The following is a 25,052-nucleotide window of genomic DNA, read 5'->3' on the forward strand; positions in this document are numbered from 1 at the left end:
TCTTTTGGTCTACAAATGCAAATTAAGCTTGTTTAGGCTGTTCAGGCCCAATTGCAAATAGAATATCGGCTTCACATACAAGTTCTCCATCTACAGTTGCTACACCATGACCTTTCCCCATTGCACCACGAAGTTTTACAAATTCTACTTCCAATTTAAGTTGGTCGCCAGGTACAACTTGACGCTTGAAACGACAATTATCAACACCCGTTAAAAACGCTAAACGACCCTTAAATTCTTCAGCATTTAATAAAGCCACTCCACCTACTTGAGCTAAAGCTTCCACAATTAATACACCTGGCATAACTGGATAACCTGGGAAGTGCCCATTAAAAAAATCTTCGTTAATTGAAACATTTTTTAATCCTACTGCACGTTTCCCGTCTTCTAATTCAATGATGCGATCTACGAATAAAAAAGGATAGCGGTGTGGTAAAATTGCTTGAATTTGTTCTGCTGTTAACATGTCATTTCCCCCTCAAAAATTAAGTATGTATACACAAAGTAAGGTAAAGAATAATGTTATTCTTTACCATTCATAATATCAAATATATGCTGCCATGTTTCTCGTTTAAAAATATCCATAGCATTGCCTTCTCCAATAACGCTAAAGCCAAACATTGCGCCTAATGCTGCGGCAACAACGACTAAAATGAGAACAATTACAATGCGTAACCAAATCGGAATCAGTCGGATTTGCACCCATCGAACCTCGCGTTGCTCTCCAGTAGAGCGGCGTTCTTTCTTTTCTGGTTGCGGTTGCGTATCGGTTTCTTGTGTCGGCACAGAACGTCGACGTGAATCGTTTGTCATAGATTGTACTCCTCTTCATTCCTAACTATGCGTTTTTGGATAACTTCCTATCGAATGCCATTAATTAGTCCAAGCATTTGATCTGCTAATGTCACCGCTCTTGCGTTGAATTGATAAGAACGTTGTGTTTGAATGAGTTCTGTCATTTCTTTTGAGAGGTTAACATTGGACATTTCTAGTGTACCACTTTGCATGCCAATTTGCTGACGGTTGGCTCCCACAAGCTCTGTCAAAACTTCTGCCTGCGTATAGCCAAGTTCAGCTAAATTATTTGGTAATTCCATATAAGAACCAGCAACATGTTCCATTAATTGCGGTTTTTGGAATTCTGTTACAGCTAAATCCGTACGAATAATATCCCCATTTGGATAAGATGCTTCTAATACGCCACCATCTCGAACAGCAAACTTTTGAACCGTGTCTGGTAATGTAATAGCTTGTCCTGCAGCGTTCGCTACTGGATAACCCTCTGCTGTTACAAGCATAGCTGTTCCATTATTCAATGGAGATAAATAAAAGTCACCTTGTCGAGTATACACTGTTTTAGTTCCATTTTCACCATCTGGCATCAAAATATTGAAATATTGTTTTGCTTTTGTGAAAGCTAAGTCTAAATCACGATTAGTTGTTTGTAATGAACCTTGCTTTTCATTGGATTTAATTTGCCCAACCATTGCACCAGATCCATAGCGAATACCAACAGGCGTTTGACGTTCTGCTCGATCCTGCTTATCATTATTAAATTGCTGATAAAGTAATTCATTAAAGGATGCTTCCTTTGTTTTATAGCCCGTTGTATTACTGTTAGCAATGTTATTACTAATTGTATCCAGTTTGTTTTGCAATTGCCCCATTGTGTTTGTAGCTGTAATCATTGTACGTAGCATTGATAAAAGCCTCCTGTTCGCCCATTAAATTTTTCCGATTTCATTCACAGCCTTTTCCATGCTACGATCATAAGCTTGTAATACTTTTTGATTTGCTTCAAATGCACGGTAGGCCGTCATTAAATCTGTCATGGTGCGACTAGAATCTACGTTTGACCCTTCTAAAAAGTTTTGGCGTAGTGTAAAGGAAACTCCATTCGCTCCATAAGCTGTTGGCAAGTTCTCACCATTTTCTGTACGAATAAGACCATTATCTTGTTTTTGTAGCATGTTCGGGTTTGCGGCAAATGATACACCAACACGAGCCACTTGCTGATTATTTACAAAGATAGCGCCACTTTCATCTAATCGGAAATCATCATTTGGTAGCTGGATACGTTGCCCAGCATCATTTAGTACATATAATCCTTGACCGTTAACTAAATAGCCTTGCCCATCTAACGTGAAATTACCATTACGTGTGTAAGCCTCACCACCAGCAGGATGTTCTAGTCGGAAGAAAATTGAACCCATAACCCCATCTTCATTTTGTGGTAAGTTTCCATTAATCAATGCCATATCTGTTGTAAAATCAGTGTTATAGATTTGGCCTTGTATGTAATTTGGCAATGTTTCTTGTAAATATGTCCCTGTATTTAAAGCTCCTACTTGACTCATATATTCAGCGCCAGCTTGTTGGTGAGCAGGAGCATTTGTTTTTCCAATGCTAGACATTAGCATATCTGGAAATGAGCGAATCGTAGATTGATCTGCCTTAAATCCTGGTGTATTTGCATTTGATAAATTATTGGTAAGTAATTCTGTTCTTCTTTGTTGCGTGATCATACCTGTTGCAACTGTATAAAATCCTTTAAACAAAGAAATCACCTCATTTTATTTTTATAAGGATGCTGGCACACGATCAATATTTTCAAGCATGATACCTGTACCAATGGCTACACAATCCATAGGTCTCTCTGCAATGAAAACCGGTACCTTTAACTCTTCTATTAATAGCTGGTCCATTCCATGTAACAATGCCCCGCCACCAGTTATAATCACTCCACGATCAATGATATCGGCTGATAGTTCAGGTGGTGTTTTTTCTAAGACATTTTTAGCTGACTGGACTATCATGGCTACTGATTCATGTAGTGCACGTTCAATTTCTTCAGACTCAATTGTAATTGTACGTGGTAAACCTGTTACCATATCACGGCCACGAATATCCATTGTATCATTGCGACTACCTTTGAAAACTGTACCTATTGTCATTTTGATTGCCTCTGCAGTACGTTCACCAATCAGCAATTTATATTCTTTTTTAATATATTGCAAAATATCGTTATCAAACACATCGCCTGCTACTTTAATGGATTCACTTGTTACGATATCACCCATTGATAAAACTGCGATATCTGTTGTTCCGCCCCCGATATCGACTACCATATTTCCACTTGGTTGGAAGATATCCATTCCAGCACCTATTGCTGCTACTTTTGGCTCTTCCTCTAAATATACCTTTTTACCGCCGGATTTTTCAGCAGCTTCACGAATTGCCTTTTGTTCAACACTCGTAATATTCGTTGGACAACAAATTAATATGCGTGGCTTCGCCAAAAATCCTTTTACGTTTAATTTATTGATGAAATGTCTTAACATCGCCTCTGTCACATCAAAATCTGCAATGACTCCGTCTCTTAGTGGACGAATAGCTGTGATATTACCTGGCGTTCTCCCTACCATTTGGCGGGCTTCTTCCCCTACCGCTAATACTTTATTTGTCTTTTTATCGATCGCCACAACAGATGGTTCATTGAGGACAATCCCTTTTCCTTTAACGTGGATTAATACGTTCGCAGTCCCTAAGTCAATGCCAATATCTTTCGAAAACATTTTATAATTTCTCCTTCCCGCCAGTTCCAACTACATAACGTTCATTTTATCTCTTTATCTAGAATATTTTATCATATTCTATTGGTAATTTCACCTAAATTTAGTGAATAAGACTGTTTTCTTTTTAGGCAGTGAACGGCTATAATATAGAATTACTATTCCTTAGAAAATCACCACTTATGCTTGTCCAACACAACAAAAAAGAACGAATCATTCTTGACTCGCTCTTTCTTTCCACTTGTTTTTCGTTGCTTCTCCTCCGCGAATATGACGTACGGCCTTATGGTAGGCGAGTATTTCTTTCACTTGGTCAGCTAATCCTTCATGAATTGTTGGTAATCGCTCTGTTAAATCCTTGTGCACCGTACTTTTTGAATAACCAGTCATTTTCGCGAGGACACGCACAGTCTCACGCGTCTCAATCAGTAATTCACCGAGGCGTATGCAGCGCTTCCGAATGTGCTCATGCACGTTCTTCGTCCTTTCCACACAATTTCACAAAATGCTTTGGCAATCAGATGCACATTTGCGCATTTCTTCACCTTATGTGAGGACAAAGCTATTCAGAACACGTTTTGCATTTTCTTGATAAAATGCTGACTTTTTATGCGTTACTAGCTTTTCTCATTAAAAAGCTAGTAATTTTTTCGGATTGATATATTTTCCGTTTTCAAGAATTTCGAAATGCATGTGGACGCCAGCCGCTTGATTCCACTCGTTGTCTGTCGCTTTTCCTAATGCTTGACCTTGTGTAACCTCATCGCCTTCTTTAACAGCGATATCCTTCACAGAGCTATAATGTGTCTGCATACCATTTGGATGCTCGATCACGATCTTATTGCCTGTAAATGCGTCTAGTTTTACCTCTAGTACTTTACCACTCATAGCAGCTAGTACTTCAAACTCTTCACCATTCATAGCAATAGAGATTCCAGAAGATGTAGTAAATGTTTGATTAAATACCATTAGTGCATTTTCACGAGACTCTTCATTTGCCTCTAACTCGTAAAATTCTTGTAAGACTTGTACTTTACTAAAATTCTCTTCTTTGAATGGATACTTCATGTTTTCAGTTCGTGCATTAGTTTCCACTACAGGACCTGGATCTACTTCAGCTAAATCTGGTAAAGGAGCCTCTTCTACTTTTGATACGAGACTATTGTAACCAAATAACAATCCTGCTAGAACAAGTGCACCACCTGTGTAAACTACTGGCCAAAACCACGGTTTCTTTTGTAATTGGCCATTTTCCTTTTGATTTGGATCTTGGTTTTGAGAAGCTTTATTATTTTTATCCTCTCTCATTTTCATCACCTCTAGTTGCAGTGTGAACAACTAGAAGTTATTTTAAACATGCATCTATTTTTTTTATTTCAATATCTTGATAATAATAGTGTAAAATTTCGGCAGCTGTTTTCCCTTCATTTGCCATTGCCTCAGCTCCATACTGACTCATGCCCACTCCATGCCCATAGCCTTGGGTTTTCACATGAACCTTTCTTTTATTGGCATTAAAGATGATTGTGAAATCAGTTGATGGAATACCAAGGAGCGTTCTTACCTCTCTTCCTGTCCAGACGTTATTCCCTAGCTGTAAACGTTCTACTCGCCCAGAATCATTATAAAATAACTGGATACGGTTAAAATCACTAGGTTGCCATTGTATAGGCCAGAGCTTATTCCATTGAGATAATGTCCATTCTTGCTCAGCCTCAAACTTAGGAGATGTTTGATCAGATATACTTGTAACACTTTGCAAATATGGAATATCATTTCCACCATATCCATAAGCACTTTCTGTTTTACCATTGCTTGTTGAATGAAACATGGCTGTAATCAATTCATTATTATAAAGAATAACTTGTCCTTTTGTTTCATTGATAGCTTCGACAATTTTCTTTTCATTTCCCAGGAAATTGCTAGCCCAATTCGCCTTTCTTTGTTCTTCATCATAGAAGACTTGCTTTGCCACAGTTGGAGCAATCGCAATTTTACCGTAATTTGTCGTTTTCAACGCATATGTGCGGGCTGCAATAGCTTGTGCCTTCAGTGCCTCTTTTTTAAAAGAAACGGGCATTTCTGCAGCAACTACCCCTGTAATATACGTTTCCAAAGGGATTTTTTCTTCTTGCCCCTCCACTTCTATAAATATTTCACAAGCATTCTTATCACTAGCTTGAGGTATGATAGCCTCTTGTCTTTCACTGAACCCTACTATAGGAAGCATATATAATGCCCCAATCAAGCAAATGACACCTATACTAATCATCCATTTTTTCATAAGAAATAATATGCTAGATTTCTTGTAGTTATGAGAAAACAAAAACCCTCTGCACAAAAAGCAAAGGGTTTTACAATCTATTTAGTTTGTAGGCAATTCAACTGTTACATCTTCAATTGTCACTACTTCTTCTGTAATACGTTCAATATTAGCACCAAGAGATGCTAATTTTCCATGGAAATCAACATAACCACGATCTAAATGATGAAGTTTTGTGACACGTGTCATTCCTTCTGATACAAGACCCGCTAAAATTAATGCAGCCGCAGCTCGTAAATCCGTTGCCATTACCTCAGCTCCCTGAAGATCCACAGGCCCCTCGATAAACACAGAACGTCCCTCTATTTTAGCACCAGCATTCATGCGACGGAACTCCTCAACATGCATAAAACGGTTTTCGAATACCGTTTCTGTAATAATACTCGTACCTTCAGCAGTAAGCATTAACGCCATCATTTGTGATTGCATATCTGTTGGGAAACCAGGATGTGGCATTGTTTTGATATCAACTGCTTTTAGTGTTTGAGGAACTCGTACACGGATTCCTTCATCCAACTCAGTAATTTCTACGCCCATCTCACGCATTTTAGCTATTAAAGCAGTCATATGCTCAGGAACTGCGTTTTCAATCACCACATCTCCTCTCGTAATAGCTGCTGCTACCATAAATGTACCAGCTTCAATACGGTCAGGAATTATATGATGCTCTACACCATATAATGTATCGACTCCTTCGATACGAATCGTATTTGTACCCGCACCGATTACACGGCCACCCATACTATTAATAAAGTTTGCAAGATCCACGATTTCAGGCTCTTTCGCGGCATTTTCAATTACAGTTGTCCCCTCAGCTAAAGATGCCGCTGTCATAATATTCTCAGTTGCCCCAACACTTGGGAAATCCAAATACACATTAGCCCCTTTTAAGCGACCCTCTGTCTTCGCCTCAACATAGCCATGGCCAAATGAAATTTTTGCACCCATTGCTTCAAAGCCTTTTAAGTGTAATTCAATCGGACGTGATCCAATTGCACAGCCTCCAGGAAGTGCTACACGAGCATAGCCATTACGAGCAAGTAGAGATCCCATTACTAAAATAGATGCACGCATTTTACTAACAAATTCAAATTGAGCTTCACTTGAAAGTTCTTTTGTTGCATCTATATATACGGCATTATCTTCAGGTATATATGTAACTGCTGCGTTTAAACTTTTAAGTACTTCATTTATTGTAAAGACGTCTGCTAAATTAGGGACTTCTTTAATTACATTTTCTCCTTTTGAAGCAAGTAAAGCTGCTGCAAGGATTGGTAACACTGCATTTTTTGCGCCCTCTACACGTACTTTTCCCTGTAGTTTTTGGCCGCCAGTCACTATTATTTTATCCACCCTATGTCCCTCCGAATTCAATCTATTAACCTACCAAATTTTTATTTTAATAAAGAAGTATAATGTCATAATCAGTAAACAAACAACTCTATAGTACAACTTTTCTAACGCTCGTTCAAGCGTCCAAATCACTATTTTAAGCCATTATTAGATTTTTTGCTATTTATTTATTGTACGCTGCTAAATTTTTTTTGTGAATGACCAATAACCCGTTCGCTTCTAATACATACCCAAAGATATATGAATAAAAAACAACTTTTCACTTTTTTCTATAAAAAATGAAGTGGAAGGTACCTATTATCGTACATTTATCAATGGGTATCTTGATAGCTAATAGCGTAAAATTCATAAGAATTTAATGTATTAGCGTCTTTTTACATAGTTCAAAGGGCCACACAAATGGTATTATAAAGTCCTTTGAAGTATGTAGACCTATAAATTTATGAAAGAAAGAAAGAAACGAATTCTTTTAAAATAAATAAGGAAGTTTACCTGACCAACTAGATATTTGAAGAAAGAAATTAGATACTGCTGAGCCTATCGCAATACTAAGTAAAATATAAATTAGTTGAATTTGAAAAACTCGATTCTTTTTAAAGAGTTTTTCGATCATAAAAGCTTGTAAAGCATAAAAAGTAATAGCAATAAAAAATAGGTGGGATAAAATACCCAATAAAGCTTCTTGTCCAATTGCTTCATATATCTCCATATAGCATCCTCCATTTCTCCTTCAATATGTTTGTTCACCTTAAAAAACGGGCAGATGCGATATCTGCCCGTTAAAAATGAATTAGATATTACCCTCATGAACGTTGATACGATTCAACGCACGTTTTAATGCTAGGTCAGCACGTTTGAAATCAATGTTGTCTTGTTTACTTTGAAGACGTCCTTCAGCACGTTTAACGGCTTCTTTAGCACGTTGAACATCGATGTTTTCAGCAATTTCAGCAGACGGCGCTAAAATTGAGATTTTTTCTGGACGAACTTCAATGAAACCACCGCTTACAGCAACAATATCAGTCGAACCGTTTTCTTTTTTAAGCTTCACTGCACCAATTGCAAGTGGAGCCACCATTGGAATATGGCCTGCAAGAACACCGATTTCTCCTGAAGTTGTTTTAGCGATTACCATTGATACTTCAGAATCGTATACTGGGCCGTCGGGAGTGACAATATTGACTAGAACTGTCTTCATATTTTTTCCTCCTCGTCCCTAGTATTAAACCTCTACGCCCATGCTTTTCGCTTTTTCAACTACTTCATCAATTGAACCAACTAGACGGAAAGCATCTTCTGGTAGGTGATCCCATTTGCCATCAAGGATTTCCTTGAATGAACGAACAGTTTCTTTTACAGGTACATAAGAACCTTTTTGACCAGTGAATTGTTCCGCTACGTGGAAGTTTTGTGATAAGAAGAATTGAATACGACGAGCACGTTCTACTGTTTGTTTATCTTCATCAGATAATTCATCCATACCTAAGATTGCAATGATATCTTGTAATTCACGGTAACGTTGGATTGTACGTTGTACACCAGTAGCAATTGCGTAGTGCTCAGCGCCTACGATTTCAGGTGATAATGCACGAGAAGTCGAAGCTAATGGGTCAACCGCAGGGTAGATACCCATTTCAGATAATTTACGCTCAAGGTTAGTTGTTGCATCTAAGTGGGCGAAAGTTGTAGCTGGAGCCGGGTCAGTATAGTCATCGGCTGGTACATAAATCGCTTGAATAGAAGTTACAGATCCTTTGTTCGTAGATGTGATACGCTCTTGTAGTTTACCCATTTCAGTTGCAAGTGTTGGTTGGTAACCTACCGCAGAAGGCATACGACCTAATAGGGCAGAAACCTCAGAACCTGCTTGTGTGAAACGGAAGATATTGTCGATGAATAAAAGTACGTCTTGACCTTGCTCATCACGGAAGTATTCCGCCATTGTAAGACCAGTTAAAGCAACACGCATACGTGCACCAGGTGGCTCGTTCATTTGACCGAATACCATCGCTGTTTGCTTGATAACGCCTGAATCGCTCATTTCGAAGAATAAGTCGTTCCCTTCACGAGTACGCTCACCTACACCAGCGAATACAGAGATACCAGAGTGCTCTTGTGCGATATTGTTGATTAATTCTTGGATTAATACAGTTTTACCTACACCGGCACCACCGAATAGACCGATTTTACCACCTTTGATATACGGTGCAAGTAAGTCTACTACTTTGATACCTGTTTCAAGAATTTCAACTGTAGTTGAAAGATTCTCGAAAGTTGGTGCTTCACGGTGAATTGAATCACGACGTGCGTCTGCTGGAATTTCTTCACCTAAGTCAATTACTTCTCCAAGTACGTTGAATACACGACCTAGTGTAACTTCACCAACTGGTACTGAGATAGCTTTTCCTAAGTCTGTTACTTCTGCTCCACGTTGTAAGCCATCAGTAGATGACATCGCAATTGTACGAACAGAATCATCACCTAAATGAAGCGCAACTTCTAATGCAAGAATTGTTGGTTCTTCATTAGGACGTTCAATCTTAACTGTTAAAGCGTTATAGATTGCTGGTAATTGGCCATTGTCGAATTTAACGTCAACAACTGGACCCATTACTTGAATAACATGTCCTTTATTCATTACTGTGTACCCTCCTATCGTATTCTTATACGACATTGGGAAGCTGCTTGCCTATTCTAAGGCTGCAGCTCCACCAACGATTTCTGTAATTTCTTGTGTAATCGCCGCTTGACGTGCACGGTTATATTGCAAAGAAAGGTCTGAAATAAGATCAGTTGCGTTATCTGTTGCATTTTTCATAGCCGTCATACGAGAAGCATGTTCACTTGCTTTTCCATCTAATAATGCGCCATAAACTAAGCTTTCCGCATATTGTGGAAGTAACACTTCTAGAATTGCTTCGCCAGATGGCTCGAATTCATAAGAAGCAGTACCGCTTGCAGGGGCAATATCTGTTAATGGAAGAAGTTTTTTCTCTGTCACTTCGCTAGCAATAGCGCTGACAAAGTGATTATAGTACATATAAAGTTCGTCATACGTACCATCAATGAACATACCAACAGCATTACGAGCGATTTCTTTAATATCAGCAAAAGTTGGTTGGTCAGGTAGACCGACAACATTACTGATGACATTATGATCACGTTTCACAAAGTAGTCACGAACTACACGACCTACTGCTAAGATAACGTATTCGTCTTTTGATTTATGACGCTCGTTAATCGTACGTTGTACTTGACGCAGGATACTTGAATTGTAAGCACCTGCAAGACCACGGTCAGAACCAATGACTAAGTAAGCCGTTTTCTTAACAGGACGAGCAGTTAACATTGGATGTCCGCTGTCTTTTGTCCCTGAAGCGATCGCGCCTACTACGTCCTGAATTTTTTCCATGTAAGGAACGTAAGCTTTAGCATTTTGCTCTGCACGACGTAACTTAGAAGAAGAAACCATCTGCATTGCTTTTGTAATTTGCTTCGTACTCTTTGTTGAAGTAATACGACCTTTAATTTCGCGTAAGTTTACCACTGGTATTTCACCACCTTCTGTTTTTTAATCAAGTGACTAGCTAAGACTTATTCTGATTTAGCGAAAGTTTTTTTGAATGCATTGATTGCTGCTTCATAATCCGCATCAGGAGCAAGCTCTTTAGTAGTACGAACATGATCTAAAACGTTTGTGTGGTTTGAATCTAACCAGCTTAAGAATTCTGATTCGAAGCGAACGATATCTTGTACTGGAATATCATCTAAGTGACCTTTAGTTAATGCGTAAAGGATTGCAACTTGTTTTTCAACTTTTAGTGGTTTGTTAAGGTCTTGTTTAAGAACTTCAACCGTACGTTTACCACGCTCAAGTTTAGCAAGTGTTACTTTATCTAAATCTGAACCAAATTGAGCAAATGATTCAAGCTCACGGAATGCAGCTAAGTCAAGACGTAGTGTACCCGCAACTTTTTTCATCGCTTTAATTTGAGCAGATCCACCTACACGTGATACAGAAAGACCGGCGTTAATCGCTGGACGTACACCTGAGTTGAATAAGTCAGATTGTAAGAAGATTTGTCCATCAGTGATTGAGATTACGTTAGTTGGGATGTATGCAGAGATATCCCCAGCTTGTGTCTCAACGAATGGAAGAGCTGTAATTGAACCATTTTGATATGTTTCATTTAACTTCGCAGCACGTTCAAGTAAGCGGCTGTGTAAGTAGAAAACGTCACCAGGATATGCTTCACGACCTGGAGGACGGCGAAGAAGAAGTGAAAGTTCACGGTAAGCTGATGCTTGTTTAGAAAGATCATCATACACGATTAATACGTGTTTACCTTGTAACATGAATTCTTCAGCCATAGATACACCTGCAAATGGTGCTAAGAATAATAATGGAGCTGGTTGAGAAGCAGAAGCTGTCACAACGATTGTGTAATCTAAAGCGCCATGTTTACGAAGAGTTTCTACAACACCACGTACAGTAGATTCTTTTTGACCGATTGCTACGTAGATACAAATCATGTTTTGGTCATTTTGGTTAAGAATTGTATCGATAGCTACAGATGTTTTACCAGTTTGACGGTCACCGATGATTAACTCACGTTGACCACGACCGATTGGCACTAATGCGTCAATCGCTTTAATACCAGTTTGTAGTGGTTCGTGTACTGATTTACGAGCCATTACACCGAAAGCTGGACTTTCGATTGGACGAGATTTTGTAGTGTTGATTGGACCTTGTCCATCCACTGGTTGTCCAAGTGGGTTTACAACACGACCAATTAGTTCTTCACCAACTGGTACTTCCATGATACGACCTGTACGACGAACTTCATCGCCTTCTTTGATGTCAGTGTATGGACCTAAGATTACGATACCAACGTTACCTTCTTCTAGGTTTTGAGCCATACCCATAACACCATTAGAGAACTCTAGTAGTTCTCCAGCCATGGCGTTGTCGAGGCCATGAGCAAGAGCAATACCGTCACCAATACGGATAACTGTACCAACTTCGCTTACTTTAAGTTCAGATTCATAATTCTCAATCTGTTGTTTAATCAGACTGCTGATTTCTTCAGCCTTGATGCCCATGTATGTCACCTCTCACATTTCTAAATTATTAACCGATTAATTCACGTTTTAGACGCTCTAGTTTGTTTGCTACTGAGCTATCATAAATATGGTTACCGATTTGAACACGAATACCACCAAGTAAAGATGGATCAACTTCGTTTGTAATATTTAATGATTGTTTTCCAACAAGTTTCGCGAACGCTGCTGAAATATTAGCGCTTTCTTCTGCAGAAAGTGCACGTGTTGAAAATACTGTTGCATCTGCAGTGCCTTGTGCTTGCGCAGCAAGTTCAGCATATGCCTTAGCAATTTGTGTCATCTCGTTTACACGTTTTTTCTCAACTAGAAGTTGAACAGTGTGTAAAACTTCTGGTGTTGCACCGTTAAAGATATCAGCTACCATTTGTTTTTTTCGTTCAACGGAGAACTTAGGTGCATTTAAAAGCGTTAAAAAATCAGGAGATTCTTTTACTACTTTTGTTAGTTCACTTAAGTCTGCTCCAACTTCAGTAAGAATATTTTTTTGTTGCGCCAATTCAAAAAGCGCTTGAGCGTAACGTTTTGCTACAGTTGAATTACTCATCGAGCTTCCCCTGCCTTCGCAATCGTCTCTTCAATTAGAGCACGGTTGTCTGCCTCAGAAATCTCTTTGCTAAGGACTTTAGATGCTGCAAGTACAGATAATGAAACGACTTCATCACGTACAGCTGCAATAGCTTTTTCTTTTTCAGACTCAATTTCACGTAAAGCCGATTCTTTTAAGCGATTTGCTTCATTACGAGCTACAGTAAGAATTTCTTCTTTTTGTAATTCGCCTTGCTTCTTAGCGCCCTCAACAATCGATTGTGCTTCTGTACGAGCTTCCTTAAGAAGGCTCTTTTGTTCTTCTAAAAATTGGTGCGATTCTTTGCGCGCTTTTTCAGCTGCTTCGATTTCACTCGCTACTAATTCTTCACGTTGTTGCATAATGCCCATAAGTGGACCCCAAGCGAATTTCTTAAGTAGTAACATTAATACGATGAAAATAACTAATGTTGCGATGATATCTCCACTATTTAACGAAGCACCGCCTGCACCTAGTACAAGATTATCTAAAAACACGATTGTTTCACTCCCTTCAAGAGCTTTAACTTCAACATAATTTAGTGACTAAAAAACTACCTATTTTAAAAAGCTATATTTACACATAGCTTTTATCAGTTCCAAAATGAAGGGCGAAGTTTCATCTGGAGAATCCTGCTTCGCCACTAGTAAAATTCAGTGTTCAACTGAATTATTTGTTCATTACGATGAATGCTACTACTACTGCGATGATCGGTAGGGCCTCAACTAATGCAACCCCGATGAACATTGTAGTTTGAAGAACGCCACGAGCTTCTGGTTGACGAGCGATACCTTCTACTGTTTTTGATACGATAAGACCGTTACCAATACCTGCACCAAGTGCACCTAAACCGATTGCGATTGCTGCTGCTAATAAACCTAATGAACCTGTCATTTGAAAATTTCCTCCTTGGAATTGTTTGTTTTTGTTGTTCAAGCATAGGGTATATGCTTTATATTAATGGTCATCGCTCACTTTATGAGCCATGTAAACCATTGTTAACATTGTGAAGATAAAGGCTTGGATAAAGCCGATGAAAATTGAGAAACCTTGCCATGCCATCATAGGAACGATTGCCCCGATGAATCCCACAGCACCTGATGATGCTAAACCTGCAAGTAAGCCAAGTAAAATCTCACCCGCATAAATGTTACCGTAAAGACGTAAACCTAATGTTAATGTGTTTGCAAATTCTTCTACTATTTTAAGTGGGAACATGAATGACATTGGTTTGAAGAATGTACCAACATAATGACCTGTACCCTTCATTTTTACACCATAGAAATGCGTTAAGACTAATATCATTGCTGCTAATGTCATCGTTACTGTAGGGTCAGCTGTTGGTGATTTCCACCATAGCTCATGCCCATAGACAATTGAGAAAGGAAGACCTAGTAAGTTAGATACTGCGATAAACATAATTAGTGTGATGCCTAGAACGTGGAATCGACCACCAGTTTTCCAATCCATGTTGCTTTTAATGATATTCTTAACGAAATCCATAATCCATTCCATAAAGTTTTGCATACCAGTAGGTTTTAACTTTAGGCTTCTAGTTGAAATAAAGGCAATTAAAAATACGATAATTGCTGCAACTAGTAACATCATAACTGTTGATAAGTTAAATGTTAAAAAACCGACTTCTAGTAACGGAGCTTCATGATTCATTGTTATTTTTCACCTCTCTTTCTAATTTAAAGCACATTAGCGGTTCCTTACATGTGACACAATTCTCTCGACAAAGAGAAAAACGTACGGAATCATTAGCCCTATAACCGTGCTAATTAAGTGAAAATAGTTTGGCAACGAAATGGCTATTGCGACTGCCGCAACACCTGATCCAAAGCGAAGCGCTGTACCAAGTGAGCCTATTTTCTTCCCTTCACTAATGGATCTGTCAAACTTCTCCATACGTCGAACTAAAATCCAAAAATTATACGTACCAAAGAATGCACCGACTGCGATGCCCGCAAAAACAGTTTGATAGGGGGTAAATCCCCAGCCTAATGCGCAGAGTGCAAGCAAAAAAAATAACGCCCTCTTCTGCACAGCAAAAATGTGATGCAAATCTAGCATTGGTTGTAATCTCCTGAATCATTTTTTCGAGTAATGAAAACGTTTGCTGACCACTATGTGAAATCAGAAAAGAGCAGTGAAAAGCACTACTCACAGCGGAATAGTAATGGGAGAGTCATTTCAATTACAGGTGTAAATGCCCAAAAAATAACTTACACCCCTTACCGACTCGGTAAAAACCGAAACGCACAAAACGTTGCAAATCGACAGTCTTATTTTGAACTGTCAATTTAGTAGAAAGTTGATATAACAAGTGTTTCAACGTCCTATTTATGAACAGAAACCCTTATCATTCTTACCCTTTGTAAGCATACAATAGGTGATATTTGAAGTCAATTGGTAAAGGAGAAAAACTTCACAGCCTCTATACTCTTGTCAAATTGTTGACAAATTTGTGTATGAAATTTCATAGTTTCAAAATTTCTCAACCTTCTCACGCATTAAAAAAGCTAATTTACGACAAGATTATGCTCGTAAATTAGCTTACCCATTTCAACAGGTACATTAGACTTATTTTTAATATAAAATATAGTATATTAATTAGTTTTTTGTAAAAATCCTAGCAATGCTTCAACAATACGCTTAGATGCATGTCCATCCCCATATGGATTTGATGCTTTAGCCATTGCTTCATAGGCATTATTATCTGTTAGTAATTCCTTTGCTAAGGCGTAAATTGTTTCCTCTTCTGTTCCTGCTAGCTTTAATGTTCCTGCTGCAATTCCCTCTGGACGTTCTGTCGTATCTCTAAGAACAAGCACTGGCTTTCCTAATGAAGGTGCCTCTTCTTGTACACCGCCTGAATCCGTTAAGATCATATAGGAATTAGCCGCAAAGTTATGGAAATCAAATACTTCAAGAGGCTCAATTAAATGCACTCGTTTATTATTCCCTAAAATTTCATTAGCAATTTCTCTTACAGCCGGGTTCATATGAACTGGATAAACAACTTGAACATCCTCATGTTCTGCGAGTATTCTAGTAATCGCTTTAAACATATGGCGCATTGGTTCACCAAGATTTTCGCGACGATGTGCTGTTAATAAAATCATGCGATCTTTCCCGATTTTATCTAAAACAGGATGTGAGTAGTGTTCACTGACTGTTGTTGCTAATGCGTCTATTGCTGTATTACCTGTAACAAAAATCGTCGCTGGATTTTTATTCTCATCTAAAAGATTCTTTTTAGATACTTCAGTTGGCGCAAAATGTAAATCTGCCATCACACCTGTTAGTTGGCGATTCATTTCCTCTGGATATGGTGAATATTTGTTCCATGTTCGAAGTCCAGCTTCTACATGGCCTATAGCGATTTGGTTATAGAACGCAGCGAGACTTGCAATGAAAGTCGTTGCTGTATCACCATGTACCAAAACGATATCTGGTTGTGCTTCCTTCATTACTTGATCTAAACCCTGTAATGCGTTTGTCGTTACATCAATTAATGTTTGGCGATCCTTCATTATATTTAAGTCATAGTTTGGTGTAATACTAAACGTTTCTAATACTTGATCGAGCATTTGGCGATGCTGTGCTGTTACAGTTACAATAGATTCTATTTGCTTTGGATACTTTTGTAACTCCAAAACAAGAGGAGCCATTTTAATTGCTTCTGGTCTTGTACCAAAAATCGTCATTACTTTCCATTTTTTTGTCAAAACGATCTGCACCGTCCTTTTTGTTATTGTATGGTAAGACCAATCTCCTGTTGATGAAGGATTACTTACCTACACATACTATGAAACGCCCTTCAATTTGAAGGACGCTTTCACAAGTTATTAGTTTCCTAAATGAGGAAATTTCATGTATGGATTTTTATTTTGTACCGAATAGACGGTCTCCAGCATCACCTAAGCCCGGTACAATATAACCATGGTCATTTAATTTTTCATCAAGAGCAGCAATATAAATATCTACATCCGAATGTTCTTCTTGAATAGCTTTCACACCCTCTGGTGCAGCGATTAAGCACATGAATTTAATGTTTTTAGCTCCACGTTTTTTCAGTGAATGAATTGCCTCCACTGCAGAACCACCAGTTGCAAGCATTGGATCTACAATGATGAAATCACGTTCTTCAACATCTGCAGGAAGTTTTGCGTAATATTCAACTGGTTTTAATGTTTCTGGATCACGGTAAAGACCAATATGACCAACTTTTGCAGCAGGGATAAGCTTTAATACGCCATCTACCATACCGATACCTGCACGTAAAATCGGTACGATTGCAAGTTTTTTACCAGAAAGTACTTTTGTATTTGCAATTGTTACAGGTGTTTCAATTTCAATTTCCTCTACTGGCATATCACGTGTAATTTCAAATGCCATGAGTGTTGCCACTTCGTCTACTAGCTCACGAAATTCTTTTGTTCCTGTATTCTTGTCGCGAATATAAGTTAATTTGTGTTGGATTAGTGGATGATCAAATACATAGACTTTGCTCAAAGGGATTCTCTCCTCACCGTTCGGATTCATTTTTATCTCAACTAGTATAACAGAAAAAAGGAGTTGCCTCAAAAATAAATTTAGGACAACTCCCTTTATCATCTATTCTTTTGTCAAAACTAAGTTATTGATCAAGAATTATATCTAATTGTTCGATTGGCATTGGCTTGAAATAGAAATATCCTTGTCCTACTGTGCATCCTAGCGCACGTAGAATCTCAACCTGTTCCTCTGTCTCTATGCCCTCTGCCACTGAAATCATTCCTAAATTTAATGCTAACTGAATGATAGAGCGAACAATAGCCAGAGTTGCTGGATCTTCAATAGCATTGATGAAGCTTCGATCAATCTTTAGTTCAGCAAACGGTAGCTGTTGCAAATAGCTTAATGAAGAAAAACCTGTTCCAAAATCATCTACGGATGTTTTAAAGCCATAGCTCTTTAGCTCTTGAATGATCTTATAGGCTGATTGAAAATCTACTAAACCAATATTTTCTGTCACCTCTAAGATAATATAGCTAGGGTCAATATTATACTTCCGCACAAGTTTCAGTGTATCTTGAACAAAATGCATGTAGTAAAAATGATCAGGCGAAATATTGACAGCAATTTTCACTAATTTCTTTCCCAGGCGTTGTCGTTCTGAAAGCCACGAGAGTACCGTCTCTAAAATAAGCACATCAATTTCTCGCACCTTACCAGCACTCTCTGCTACTGGAATAAAGAGTGCTGGTGAAACAAAGCCCAATTTTGGAGAAATCCACCTTGCAAGTGCTTCAATACTTTGAATTTCCCCATTGCGTAAATCTACTTTAGGCTGTAAGTGGACTGTTATTTCTTTATTTTTGATGGCTTCTGACAAATGATTTAAGATCGTCATCTTCTGTACCAGCACATCGTTTTTCTCTGTTGTAAATATTTCTGTATGTGTGCCTGGCCTATCGATTGCAAAGGATAACGCATTATCTGCAAAACGAATCGCATCATTAATATTTATGTCTTCATTATATGAAGCAATTCCTGTTTTTAATGTAATATAGATTTGCTTTCCTCCTATGATAAAAGGCTGGCGAATCGTTTCTTTTATTCTCATCTCATAATCATTCAAATCTTCATGAAGTGACATTGTAGTCATAATCAAACTAGAGCTAGTAAATCTAGCAACATATTCATTACTTTCTGACTTGTCTTGCTCAAGACGTTTGGCAAGTTGTCTTAAAAGTTCATCACCAATTTCACGACCGTACAATTCAACTACTTGATGAAATTCACTAGGTTTTAATATTTTAATAAAGCCGCTTTGCCCCTGCTGGACTTCCCTTTCAATCGTATTAACAAAGCTGTGACGATTAGGCAGACCTGTTGTAATGTCTGTATAGGCTAAATCCCAAATTTTTTTCTGCGTCCTTGCATATGAATAAGCCAATGCAACAAGAGCACCCATTTTTCGAAACATATTTTTAAGCATTTGGTCACTTTGTGTTTTTTGGCTAAATATCGAAAAAACACCTATTACTTGCCGCTGTTGATTACGTATAGGGATAAACCATCCATGTGACTTTTTAGCTAGCGAAGCATATTGCTTATGTTCTTTCGGAATATTCACTTCATCTAAATTCTCTATGAAAGTAGACGTTTCTGATTCCATGACCTTCTTAAAGAAATCATTGTTTGCACAACATCTTGGTACGCTCTCTGTTTGATTACCTCCTATGAAAACTTGTAATTGGTTTACTTCTGTTTTTATGAGCACCATACTTGCAATATTTGGCATAAAAAATTCATCGAGTCCTTGACAAATAAGCTTCATCTTTTGCTCAAAAGAAAACTCCTTCTCAATCGCCCTATACATATCATTTTCTAAACGCATTAAGAAGTCTTCCGTATGATAATATGTAACATCCTTCACAAATACTAAAACAAATTGCGTTATATTTGCCTCATTGCAAAAAGGTAATGCTTGTATTTCTGCCCAAAAGGGAGGTTTATCGATGCCATTATGATATAGCTTCGCCTGCACCATTATGCCGTTATGTATTTTTTCTTTCATCATTTCAATGGTTGTCTTTTTTTCGTCCATTGATAGCCATGAAAAATACTCAGTATTTAAGATTTGTGAACGTGCAGCATTAGTAAGCATACAAAATGAATCATTACACTCTACTATGTAATGATGCTTCGTTGCATCAAAAATAACGTAGCTTTCTTTCGAATTATTCCCTAATTTGCGAATGCTGTTTAATAATACATCATAATCTGTGTTTAACGATTTAGTGACCATCCAACCCCTCCTTTTCTATCACTTCATCTCATTTCCATTGTACATAAAATTTAATTAAATTTTCACTTTTATTAAAAAAACTTCTTTTCTAGGACACTATCTGTCCTCTGCCTTCTATAATATATCCCTTTATACCGTTTTTATGTAAATTTATTCAAAAATAAGAGGATTATTCTACTTTGTTAGAAAAAAGATGTTTTTTACAGTTTAATCCTCGATTTCCAAAATAAAAAGCTGTATTTAAAGTAAATTTTGTACTTTAAACACAGCTATTATTCTATTGATTATACATATAGTGGATGCTTATCAGTTAATGCCTTCACACGATCTTTTGCATCTGCTTTAACTGTTTCATCTTCAGGGTTTTTAAGAACAGCTGCTATAATTGCTCCTACTTCTTTCATATCTTCCTCCTTAAAGCCACGAGAAGTGACCGCTGGAGTACCAATACGAATTCCAGAAGTGACAAATGGAGATTCAGTATCGTAAGGGATTGTATTTTTATTTGTTGTAATACCCACTTCATCTAGTGCGTGCTCTGCTACTTTACCAGTTAAACCAAGAGATTTAACATTTAGCAGTAATAAATGATTATCTGTACCACCAGAAACAATTTCAACTCCCTCAGCAATTAATACTTCTGCTAAAGCCTTTGCATTGGCTTTAATTTGTTTTGCATAGTCTTTAAATTCTGGTTGTAAAGCTTCTCCAAATGCTACAGCTTTTGCAGCGATAACATGCATTAATGGGCCACCTTGAATGCCTGGGAATACAGATTTATTTAGTTTTTGCTCCCATTCTTTTGAAGCAAGAATTAATCCACCACGTGGTCCACGTAATGTTTTATGTGTAGTTGATGTAACAAAATCAGCATATGGCACTGGTGATTGATGTTCGCCAGCAGCTACAAGTCCAGCAATGTGTGCCATATCCACCATGAAATAGGCTCCGACTTCGTCTGCAATTTCACGGAATTTAGAGAAGTCAATTTCACGTGGATAAGCAGATGCACCAGCAACAATCAGTTTCGGTTTATGCTCTAAAGCCTTTTGTCGTACATCTTCATAATCAATCACTTGTGTATCTTGTGTTACACCATACTCTACAAAATTATATAGAATACCAGAGAAGTTTACTGGAGAACCATGTGTTAAGTGACCACCATGTGAAAGGTTCATACCCAGAACTGTGTCACCTGGTTCTAGAATCGTATGGTAAACAGCCATGTTTGCTTGTGCACCTGAGTGTGGTTGCACATTTGCATATTCTGCTCCGAAGAGTTCTTTTACACGATCACGTGCAATATCCTCTACTACGTCTACATGCTCACAGCCACCATAATAGCGTTTACCAGGATAACCTTCAGCGTATTTATTTGTCAGTACTGATCCTTGCGCTTCCATCACTGCTTCGGATACAAAGTTTTCTGATGCAATCAATTCAATATTTGCTTGCTGACGTGTTTTTTCTGCAAGAATTCCATCTAGTACTGCTTTGTCTTGTACTGCTAATTTTTCATATGCCATGTTTGAAAAAGCCTCCTAAAGTATCGTTATTCATCTCTACCACTAAATAGGGTGGTAATTATTTATATACTGCACGTTCTCCGCCAATTAGCTTAGGACGTGTTGTTGCAATCGTCACAACAGCTTCTCCTACCATTTTTACCGATGTTCGAACAGGTACAGCTACTGCTTTCAAATGCATACCGATTAATGTTTGTCCAATATCAATACCTGCATGTGCCTGTATTGTTTCAACAATCACTGGATTATCAAATTGCGTATAGGCATATGCTGACATTGAGCCGCCTGCCGTACGTACTGGGACAACCGCTACTGGATCATAGCCAAATTTTTCAGCTGTTGATGCTTCCATAGTAATGGCGCGATTTATATGCTCACAACCTTGGAATGCTAAAAGCAAATGATGCTTTGCTGCAAATTCTTGTAACGGCTCAAAAATGGCTTCTGCTATCTCCAATGCTCCCGCTGTGCCAATTTTCTGACCAATCACTTCAGATGTAGAGCACCCTACTACAAAAATTGTATGAGGTCGTAATGATACCTGCTCTTCAAATTCACTGAGTAACTGAGTCAAATGTGTTCGTATTTGTTTTACAACCATTAAGCTCAGCTCCTTCATCTATATCCATTAAAATCATGCCATATATGACATCCTATACGAATGCCATATATGGAATAACAAAACTATTATTGCTCTAGTTCAGTAATTTTTTCAATACGGCGTACATGGCGGCCACCTTCAAAATCGGTTTCTAGCCATGCTTGTACGATTTCACGTGCAAGGCCAGGGCCAATTACACGTTCGCCCATTGCTAAAATATTTGAATCATTATGGCAACGCGTTGCCTTGGCACTAAATACATCATGTACTAATGCACAACGTATGCCCTTGACCTTATTAGCGGCAATGGACATACCAATTCCTGTGCCACAAATTAAAATGCCTTTATCAAATTCTCCGTTAGCAACACCCTCAGATACAGGTTTTGCATAGTCTGGATAGTCTACTGAATCCGCAGATTGTGGACCAAAATCTTCGTAGCTAATTTGAAGTTCATCTAATAGCTGCATAATCTCACGACGTAAGTTATTGCCTCCGTGATCAGAAGAAATTGCTATTCTCACTGGGTTCCCTCTTTTCGAATTATAGTCAACCTTAGTGTACCACTTCTTTCTGAAGAATAACACGATTTTTCTTATGTTTTTACGTTGATTTTTCCTGAAAGACGAACATTAATTGTATGTTAACACAAAATTATTCACTTTTAAACTTATTTTTTTGTGGATAATGTGAATATCATGTTAATAAGTTCGGATAATGGTCTTTTGTTGTAATATTCCATCTACTGAAGTTTTTTTAGCTTTTTACTTACAGTGGACATAAATTGTCCTTTAATAAAAAAGGTTATACATAAATCCGATTTTTCATGGGATTTATGTATAACCTTCAGGACTATGCTTGTCTATCAAATTGTTGGATCATTTTATGCAATGCTTCCGATTGCTTTTTCAAACTTTGAGCTAGATGCTCGACTTGTTCAATTGCATAGGCTTGCTCTTCAGCTGCACTACGAACTTCCTGTGCACCTGCTGACGTTTGTTCCGCAATGGCAGCAACTTCCTGTGACTGTCGAGCTGTCGTTTCAATATTATGCATTTGCTGTTCGATTAAAGAAGAAATCTCAACAATTGATGTTGCCATTTCATGTACATTAGAAGCCATATTTTCTACTGCTGTCGTTGTTTCAGAAACTCGATCGGCCTCCTTTGTTGCAAAGGCAACTTGTTCGTTCATTTGTTTCACAACTACTTCTACGTTTTGCTGCATAGTTTGAATTAAAGCAGTAATTCCTTGCACTGCTTTTGCACTTTCATCAGCCAAACCACGAACTTCTTCAGCTACTACTGCAAAGCCCTTTCCATGTTCTCCAGCACGAGCAGCTTCTATAGAGGCGTTTAGTGCCAACAGATTGGTTTGTGCTGCAATGTCACCAACTAAGCTAATTATTCTTTCTACCTGTCCAGCATTCTCTTCTAGCGCATGAATGCTTTTTAATGCCTCATTATTACCTGTCGCAATTTGTTGAATACTATTCACTAATGTTTCAATGGCTTTTGTTGTTGTCGATAAATTATGTAGAATCTCTTTAGTTTGTGATGCTGATGCCTCTGCCCTACTATTTACCTCTGTTGCAAGCGTTCTTACATCTTCAATCGCTTCAGCAGTATCTTGTACAGCTGTTGCAGATGCTTCTGCTCCTGTAGAAATATGCTTTACAGTAGACGCAATGCCTTCTGCCTTTCTTGTTGCCACTCCTGCTTCATCTGAAAGCTGGATAATCGATTGATTTGTTTGTTGGAAGTTGTGATCAATACTTTCCACCATTTGACGTAAATTTAACACCATTTGTTGGAATGCCTCTGCCACAGATCGAATCTCATCATTTGTATTAGGCATTTGTACATCCTGTCCTATTTTTCCTTCCGCCACAAGTGTTGCTGAATGCTCAAGCTGCTGTAAAGGCTTGATGAGGATTACACTTAAAAAGGCAGCTAATATCCCTGACCAAGTTATCCCTAACGCATACGTAATCACTTCAAAAACTTTTCGATTTGTGTCAGGGAAGAAGGTAGGTTGTAAAAACTCAATGAATATAAAACTGACACTGTAGGTGATTAGTGCAAGAACACTAACAAATAACACCAACTTTAGGCGTAAACCAAATTGTTTTTTCATAGGACCCCTCAATTCTTTTCGAGTTTTTGTATTAATTGATTGACCAGTTCTTTTAATTCTGCAAATGTTGCTTCATAAATTGCTCTATTACCACCATAAGGATCCACTACATTTTCTAAACTGCCCTCATTTGTATACTCTTTCAAGGTAAATACCTTATGCTCAGCTTCTGGATAATTGGAAATGACGGTATCTTTGTGAGCAGTCGTCATTGTTAAAATTAAGTCTGCCCATGCCATTTCAGCTTGGGATAATTGCGTCGCTAAATGTTGATGGGACATTTGGGCTTCATTCAACACTTGTTGTGCAAGTGCTGACATTTGTGCATTAGGCATCGCATAAATACCAGCTGAACGCACTTCTACATTGTTTATTTGTTTATGTTTTAAAATAGCTTCTGCCATCGGACTGCGACAAGTATTGCCTGTACAAACAAATAATATTTTCACACTTATCACTCTCCAATTTTATCTATTGTTGAATAGCTAGAATACTCATGATTATAAATATAATGCCGGCAACGATTTGAATTTTATTGCCAAAAAAGACTTGGCTCCTACGTGCTATAACTAATGACCCATAAGCACAAATTAATGCACTTAAGCCTGCACTCATAATAAAAATCGTTTTTTCTAAGTTAAGCATACCAAAAGAAACACTAACTGAAAAGGTGTCTAGGCTTGCAGTCACTGCTAAAAGTACAGGTGAAATCGTTACTTTTTCATCTCTGTGAGAAAATAATAATAAATGCATACCGATACAAAATAATAAAATACTTGAAATCCATTGTCCCCATTCTAATAGAAATCGAACTAAATAGCTTCCTAATTCAAACCCTAATAAAGGAAAAAGCATATGTAATGCAGCCGTCCATAATGATAAAAATAATCGATATCTAACATTTGGCAGCAAAACATATAGACCAATCACATCAACAGACGTTAATATACCTGCAAGAATTCCCTGCAAGAACGCACTCCTTCACTCCCTAATATTTTATCATTTTATGCTCGAAAATACATTATTATCATAACTGTTTACTATTTGTTT

28 protein-coding genes are annotated in these 25,052 nt (G+C 37.9%); all 28 read right to left on the reverse strand.

All coding sequences use genetic code 11. The features are described from left to right. Window positions 1-22: 22 nt before the first annotated feature. The gene (gene fabZ / locus QH639_RS24840; RefSeq protein ID WP_131520801.1) at window positions 23-466 is read right to left on the reverse strand and encodes a 3-hydroxyacyl-ACP dehydratase FabZ; all 444 of its coding nucleotides are present in this window, start codon (window positions 464-466) and stop codon (window positions 23-25) included. A gap of 56 nt (window positions 467-522) precedes the next feature. Next, window positions 523-813 (reverse strand): DNA-directed RNA polymerase subunit beta, encoded by a 291-nt coding sequence (locus QH639_RS24845; protein WP_004269489.1) that lies wholly within the window; start codon window positions 811-813, stop codon window positions 523-525. Window positions 814-860: 47 nt separating this feature from the next. Then, window positions 861-1,700, reverse strand: coding sequence for a flagellar hook-basal body protein (locus QH639_RS24850; protein ID WP_237899273.1), 840 nt, complete (start codon window positions 1,698-1,700; stop codon window positions 861-863). 24 nt (window positions 1,701-1,724) lie between these two features. Next, window positions 1,725-2,558 carry a flagellar hook-basal body protein gene (locus QH639_RS24855; RefSeq protein WP_237899271.1) on the reverse strand — a complete coding sequence of 278 codons (834 nt, stop codon included), beginning with the start codon at window positions 2,556-2,558 and terminating at the stop codon, window positions 1,725-1,727. A gap of 21 nt (window positions 2,559-2,579) precedes the next feature. Then, window positions 2,580-3,575 (reverse strand): rod shape-determining protein, encoded by a 996-nt coding sequence (gene mreB / locus QH639_RS24860; protein WP_004269486.1) that lies wholly within the window; start codon window positions 3,573-3,575, stop codon window positions 2,580-2,582. Between the two features lie 210 nt (window positions 3,576-3,785). Beyond that, window positions 3,786-4,046 (reverse strand): sporulation transcriptional regulator SpoIIID, encoded by a 261-nt coding sequence (locus tag QH639_RS24865; RefSeq protein ID WP_004269485.1) that lies wholly within the window; start codon window positions 4,044-4,046, stop codon window positions 3,786-3,788. A 156-nt stretch (window positions 4,047-4,202) separates the two neighbouring features. Beyond that, window positions 4,203-4,880: a M23 family metallopeptidase gene (locus QH639_RS24870; protein WP_048395635.1), complete on the reverse strand. Its 678-nt coding sequence runs from the start codon at window positions 4,878-4,880 to the stop codon at window positions 4,203-4,205. A gap of 37 nt (window positions 4,881-4,917) precedes the next feature. Then, entirely contained in the window at window positions 4,918-5,856 is a 939-nt protein-coding gene (spoIID, locus tag QH639_RS24875; protein ID WP_237899270.1) for a stage II sporulation protein D, read from the reverse strand. 81 nt (window positions 5,857-5,937) lie between these two features. Continuing rightward, window positions 5,938-7,248, reverse strand: a complete 1,311-nt coding sequence (gene murA, locus QH639_RS24880) for a UDP-N-acetylglucosamine 1-carboxyvinyltransferase (protein WP_036076091.1) — start codon at window positions 7,246-7,248, stop codon at window positions 5,938-5,940. 469 nt (window positions 7,249-7,717) lie between these two features. Beyond that, complete coding sequence (locus QH639_RS24885; RefSeq protein ID WP_004269481.1) at window positions 7,718-7,957, reverse strand: DUF1146 family protein; 240 nt, start codon at window positions 7,955-7,957, stop codon at window positions 7,718-7,720. An 81-nt stretch (window positions 7,958-8,038) separates the two neighbouring features. Continuing rightward, the gene (locus QH639_RS24890; protein WP_016992762.1) at window positions 8,039-8,446 is read right to left on the reverse strand and encodes a F0F1 ATP synthase subunit epsilon; all 408 of its coding nucleotides are present in this window, start codon (window positions 8,444-8,446) and stop codon (window positions 8,039-8,041) included. 24 nt (window positions 8,447-8,470) lie between these two features. Further along, window positions 8,471-9,886: a F0F1 ATP synthase subunit beta gene (atpD, locus tag QH639_RS24895; protein ID WP_004269479.1), complete on the reverse strand. Its 1,416-nt coding sequence runs from the start codon at window positions 9,884-9,886 to the stop codon at window positions 8,471-8,473. Between the two features lie 51 nt (window positions 9,887-9,937). Beyond that, on the reverse strand, window positions 9,938-10,795 hold the full coding sequence (gene atpG, locus QH639_RS24900) for an ATP synthase F1 subunit gamma (RefSeq protein ID WP_004269478.1): 858 nt from the start codon (window positions 10,793-10,795) through the stop codon (window positions 9,938-9,940). Window positions 10,796-10,842: 47 nt separating this feature from the next. Then, a complete protein-coding gene (gene atpA / locus QH639_RS24905; protein WP_004269477.1) occupies window positions 10,843-12,351 on the reverse strand; it encodes a F0F1 ATP synthase subunit alpha in 1,509 nt (502 codons plus the stop codon). A 28-nt stretch (window positions 12,352-12,379) separates the two neighbouring features. Continuing rightward, complete coding sequence (locus QH639_RS24910) at window positions 12,380-12,916, reverse strand: F0F1 ATP synthase subunit delta (RefSeq protein ID WP_036076089.1); 537 nt, start codon at window positions 12,914-12,916, stop codon at window positions 12,380-12,382. Next, the gene (atpF, locus tag QH639_RS24915) at window positions 12,913-13,434 is read right to left on the reverse strand and encodes a F0F1 ATP synthase subunit B (protein WP_016992759.1); all 522 of its coding nucleotides are present in this window, start codon (window positions 13,432-13,434) and stop codon (window positions 12,913-12,915) included. The genes QH639_RS24910 and atpF overlap by 4 nt, the downstream gene beginning before the upstream one ends. Window positions 13,435-13,606: 172 nt before the next feature. Then, entirely contained in the window at window positions 13,607-13,831 is a 225-nt protein-coding gene (gene atpE, locus QH639_RS24920) for a F0F1 ATP synthase subunit C (protein WP_004269474.1), read from the reverse strand. Between the two features lie 63 nt (window positions 13,832-13,894). After that, window positions 13,895-14,605: a F0F1 ATP synthase subunit A gene (gene atpB / locus QH639_RS24925; RefSeq protein ID WP_004269473.1), complete on the reverse strand. Its 711-nt coding sequence runs from the start codon at window positions 14,603-14,605 to the stop codon at window positions 13,895-13,897. A gap of 36 nt (window positions 14,606-14,641) precedes the next feature. After that, window positions 14,642-15,013, reverse strand: a complete 372-nt coding sequence (locus QH639_RS24930; protein ID WP_004269472.1) for an ATP synthase subunit I — start codon at window positions 15,011-15,013, stop codon at window positions 14,642-14,644. 536 nt (window positions 15,014-15,549) lie between these two features. Further along, window positions 15,550-16,671: a non-hydrolyzing UDP-N-acetylglucosamine 2-epimerase gene (gene wecB / locus QH639_RS24935; RefSeq protein WP_131520796.1), complete on the reverse strand. Its 1,122-nt coding sequence runs from the start codon at window positions 16,669-16,671 to the stop codon at window positions 15,550-15,552. 157 nt (window positions 16,672-16,828) lie between these two features. Next, entirely contained in the window at window positions 16,829-17,458 is a 630-nt protein-coding gene (gene upp / locus QH639_RS24940; RefSeq protein ID WP_281115401.1) for a uracil phosphoribosyltransferase, read from the reverse strand. A 124-nt stretch (window positions 17,459-17,582) separates the two neighbouring features. Next, a complete protein-coding gene (locus QH639_RS24945; RefSeq protein WP_281115402.1) occupies window positions 17,583-19,739 on the reverse strand; it encodes an EAL domain-containing protein in 2,157 nt (718 codons plus the stop codon). A gap of 284 nt (window positions 19,740-20,023) precedes the next feature. After that, on the reverse strand, window positions 20,024-21,265 hold the full coding sequence (gene glyA / locus QH639_RS24950) for a serine hydroxymethyltransferase (RefSeq protein ID WP_237899257.1): 1,242 nt from the start codon (window positions 21,263-21,265) through the stop codon (window positions 20,024-20,026). A 58-nt stretch (window positions 21,266-21,323) separates the two neighbouring features. After that, complete coding sequence (locus tag QH639_RS24955) at window positions 21,324-21,866, reverse strand: TIGR01440 family protein (RefSeq protein WP_131520793.1); 543 nt, start codon at window positions 21,864-21,866, stop codon at window positions 21,324-21,326. Window positions 21,867-21,952: 86 nt separating this feature from the next. Beyond that, entirely contained in the window at window positions 21,953-22,390 is a 438-nt protein-coding gene (gene rpiB / locus QH639_RS24960) for a ribose 5-phosphate isomerase B (RefSeq protein ID WP_004269466.1), read from the reverse strand. 328 nt (window positions 22,391-22,718) lie between these two features. Continuing rightward, entirely contained in the window at window positions 22,719-24,002 is a 1,284-nt protein-coding gene (locus tag QH639_RS24965) for a methyl-accepting chemotaxis protein (protein ID WP_004269465.1), read from the reverse strand. Window positions 24,003-24,010: 8 nt separating this feature from the next. Beyond that, entirely contained in the window at window positions 24,011-24,451 is a 441-nt protein-coding gene (locus tag QH639_RS24970; protein WP_281115405.1) for a low molecular weight protein arginine phosphatase, read from the reverse strand. 22 nt (window positions 24,452-24,473) lie between these two features. Further along, window positions 24,474-24,971, reverse strand: coding sequence for a manganese efflux pump MntP (locus QH639_RS24975; protein ID WP_131520791.1), 498 nt, complete (start codon window positions 24,969-24,971; stop codon window positions 24,474-24,476). Window positions 24,972-25,052: the final 81 nt, after the last annotated feature.

The sequence above is a fragment of the Lysinibacillus sp. 1 U-2021 genome, from assembly GCF_029916965.1.
In the GTDB taxonomy this organism is placed as follows: Bacteria; Bacillota; Bacilli; order Bacillales_A; family Planococcaceae; genus Lysinibacillus; species Lysinibacillus capsici.

What these genes read in the sequence shown, in the direction of transcription:
- fabZ (WP_131520801.1), bottom strand. Translation starts at nt 466, where the DNA reads ATGTTAACAGCAGAACAAATTCAAGCAATTTTACCACACCGCTATCCT.
- QH639_RS24845 (WP_004269489.1), bottom strand. Translation starts at nt 813, where the DNA reads ATGACAAACGATTCACGTCGACGTTCTGTGCCGACACAAGAAACCGAT.
- QH639_RS24850 (WP_237899273.1), bottom strand. Translation starts at nt 1,700, where the DNA reads ATGCTACGTACAATGATTACAGCTACAAACACAATGGGGCAATTGCAA.
- mreB (WP_004269486.1), bottom strand. Translation starts at nt 3,575, where the DNA reads ATGTTTTCGAAAGATATTGGCATTGACTTAGGGACTGCGAACGTATTA.
- QH639_RS24870 (WP_048395635.1), bottom strand. Translation starts at nt 4,880, where the DNA reads ATGAGAGAGGATAAAAATAATAAAGCTTCTCAAAACCAAGATCCAAAT.
- spoIID (WP_237899270.1), bottom strand. Translation starts at nt 5,856, where the DNA reads ATGAAAAAATGGATGATTAGTATAGGTGTCATTTGCTTGATTGGGGCA.
- QH639_RS24885 (WP_004269481.1), bottom strand. Translation starts at nt 7,957, where the DNA reads ATGGAGATATATGAAGCAATTGGACAAGAAGCTTTATTGGGTATTTTA.
- QH639_RS24890 (WP_016992762.1), bottom strand. Translation starts at nt 8,446, where the DNA reads ATGAAGACAGTTCTAGTCAATATTGTCACTCCCGACGGCCCAGTATAC.
- atpD (WP_004269479.1), bottom strand. Translation starts at nt 9,886, where the DNA reads ATGAATAAAGGACATGTTATTCAAGTAATGGGTCCAGTTGTTGACGTT.
- atpA (WP_004269477.1), bottom strand. Translation starts at nt 12,351, where the DNA reads ATGGGCATCAAGGCTGAAGAAATCAGCAGTCTGATTAAACAACAGATT.
- QH639_RS24910 (WP_036076089.1), bottom strand. Translation starts at nt 12,916, where the DNA reads ATGAGTAATTCAACTGTAGCAAAACGTTACGCTCAAGCGCTTTTTGAA.
- atpE (WP_004269474.1), bottom strand. Translation starts at nt 13,831, where the DNA reads ATGACAGGTTCATTAGGTTTATTAGCAGCAGCAATCGCAATCGGTTTA.
- atpB (WP_004269473.1), bottom strand. Translation starts at nt 14,605, where the DNA reads ATGAATCATGAAGCTCCGTTACTAGAAGTCGGTTTTTTAACATTTAAC.
- QH639_RS24930 (WP_004269472.1), bottom strand. Translation starts at nt 15,013, where the DNA reads ATGCTAGATTTGCATCACATTTTTGCTGTGCAGAAGAGGGCGTTATTT.
- QH639_RS24945 (WP_281115402.1), bottom strand. Translation starts at nt 19,739, where the DNA reads ATGGTCACTAAATCGTTAAACACAGATTATGATGTATTATTAAACAGC.
- glyA (WP_237899257.1), bottom strand. Translation starts at nt 21,265, where the DNA reads ATGGCATATGAAAAATTAGCAGTACAAGACAAAGCAGTACTAGATGGA.
- QH639_RS24955 (WP_131520793.1), bottom strand. Translation starts at nt 21,866, where the DNA reads ATGGTTGTAAAACAAATACGAACACATTTGACTCAGTTACTCAGTGAA.
- QH639_RS24965 (WP_004269465.1), bottom strand. Translation starts at nt 24,002, where the DNA reads ATGAAAAAACAATTTGGTTTACGCCTAAAGTTGGTGTTATTTGTTAGT.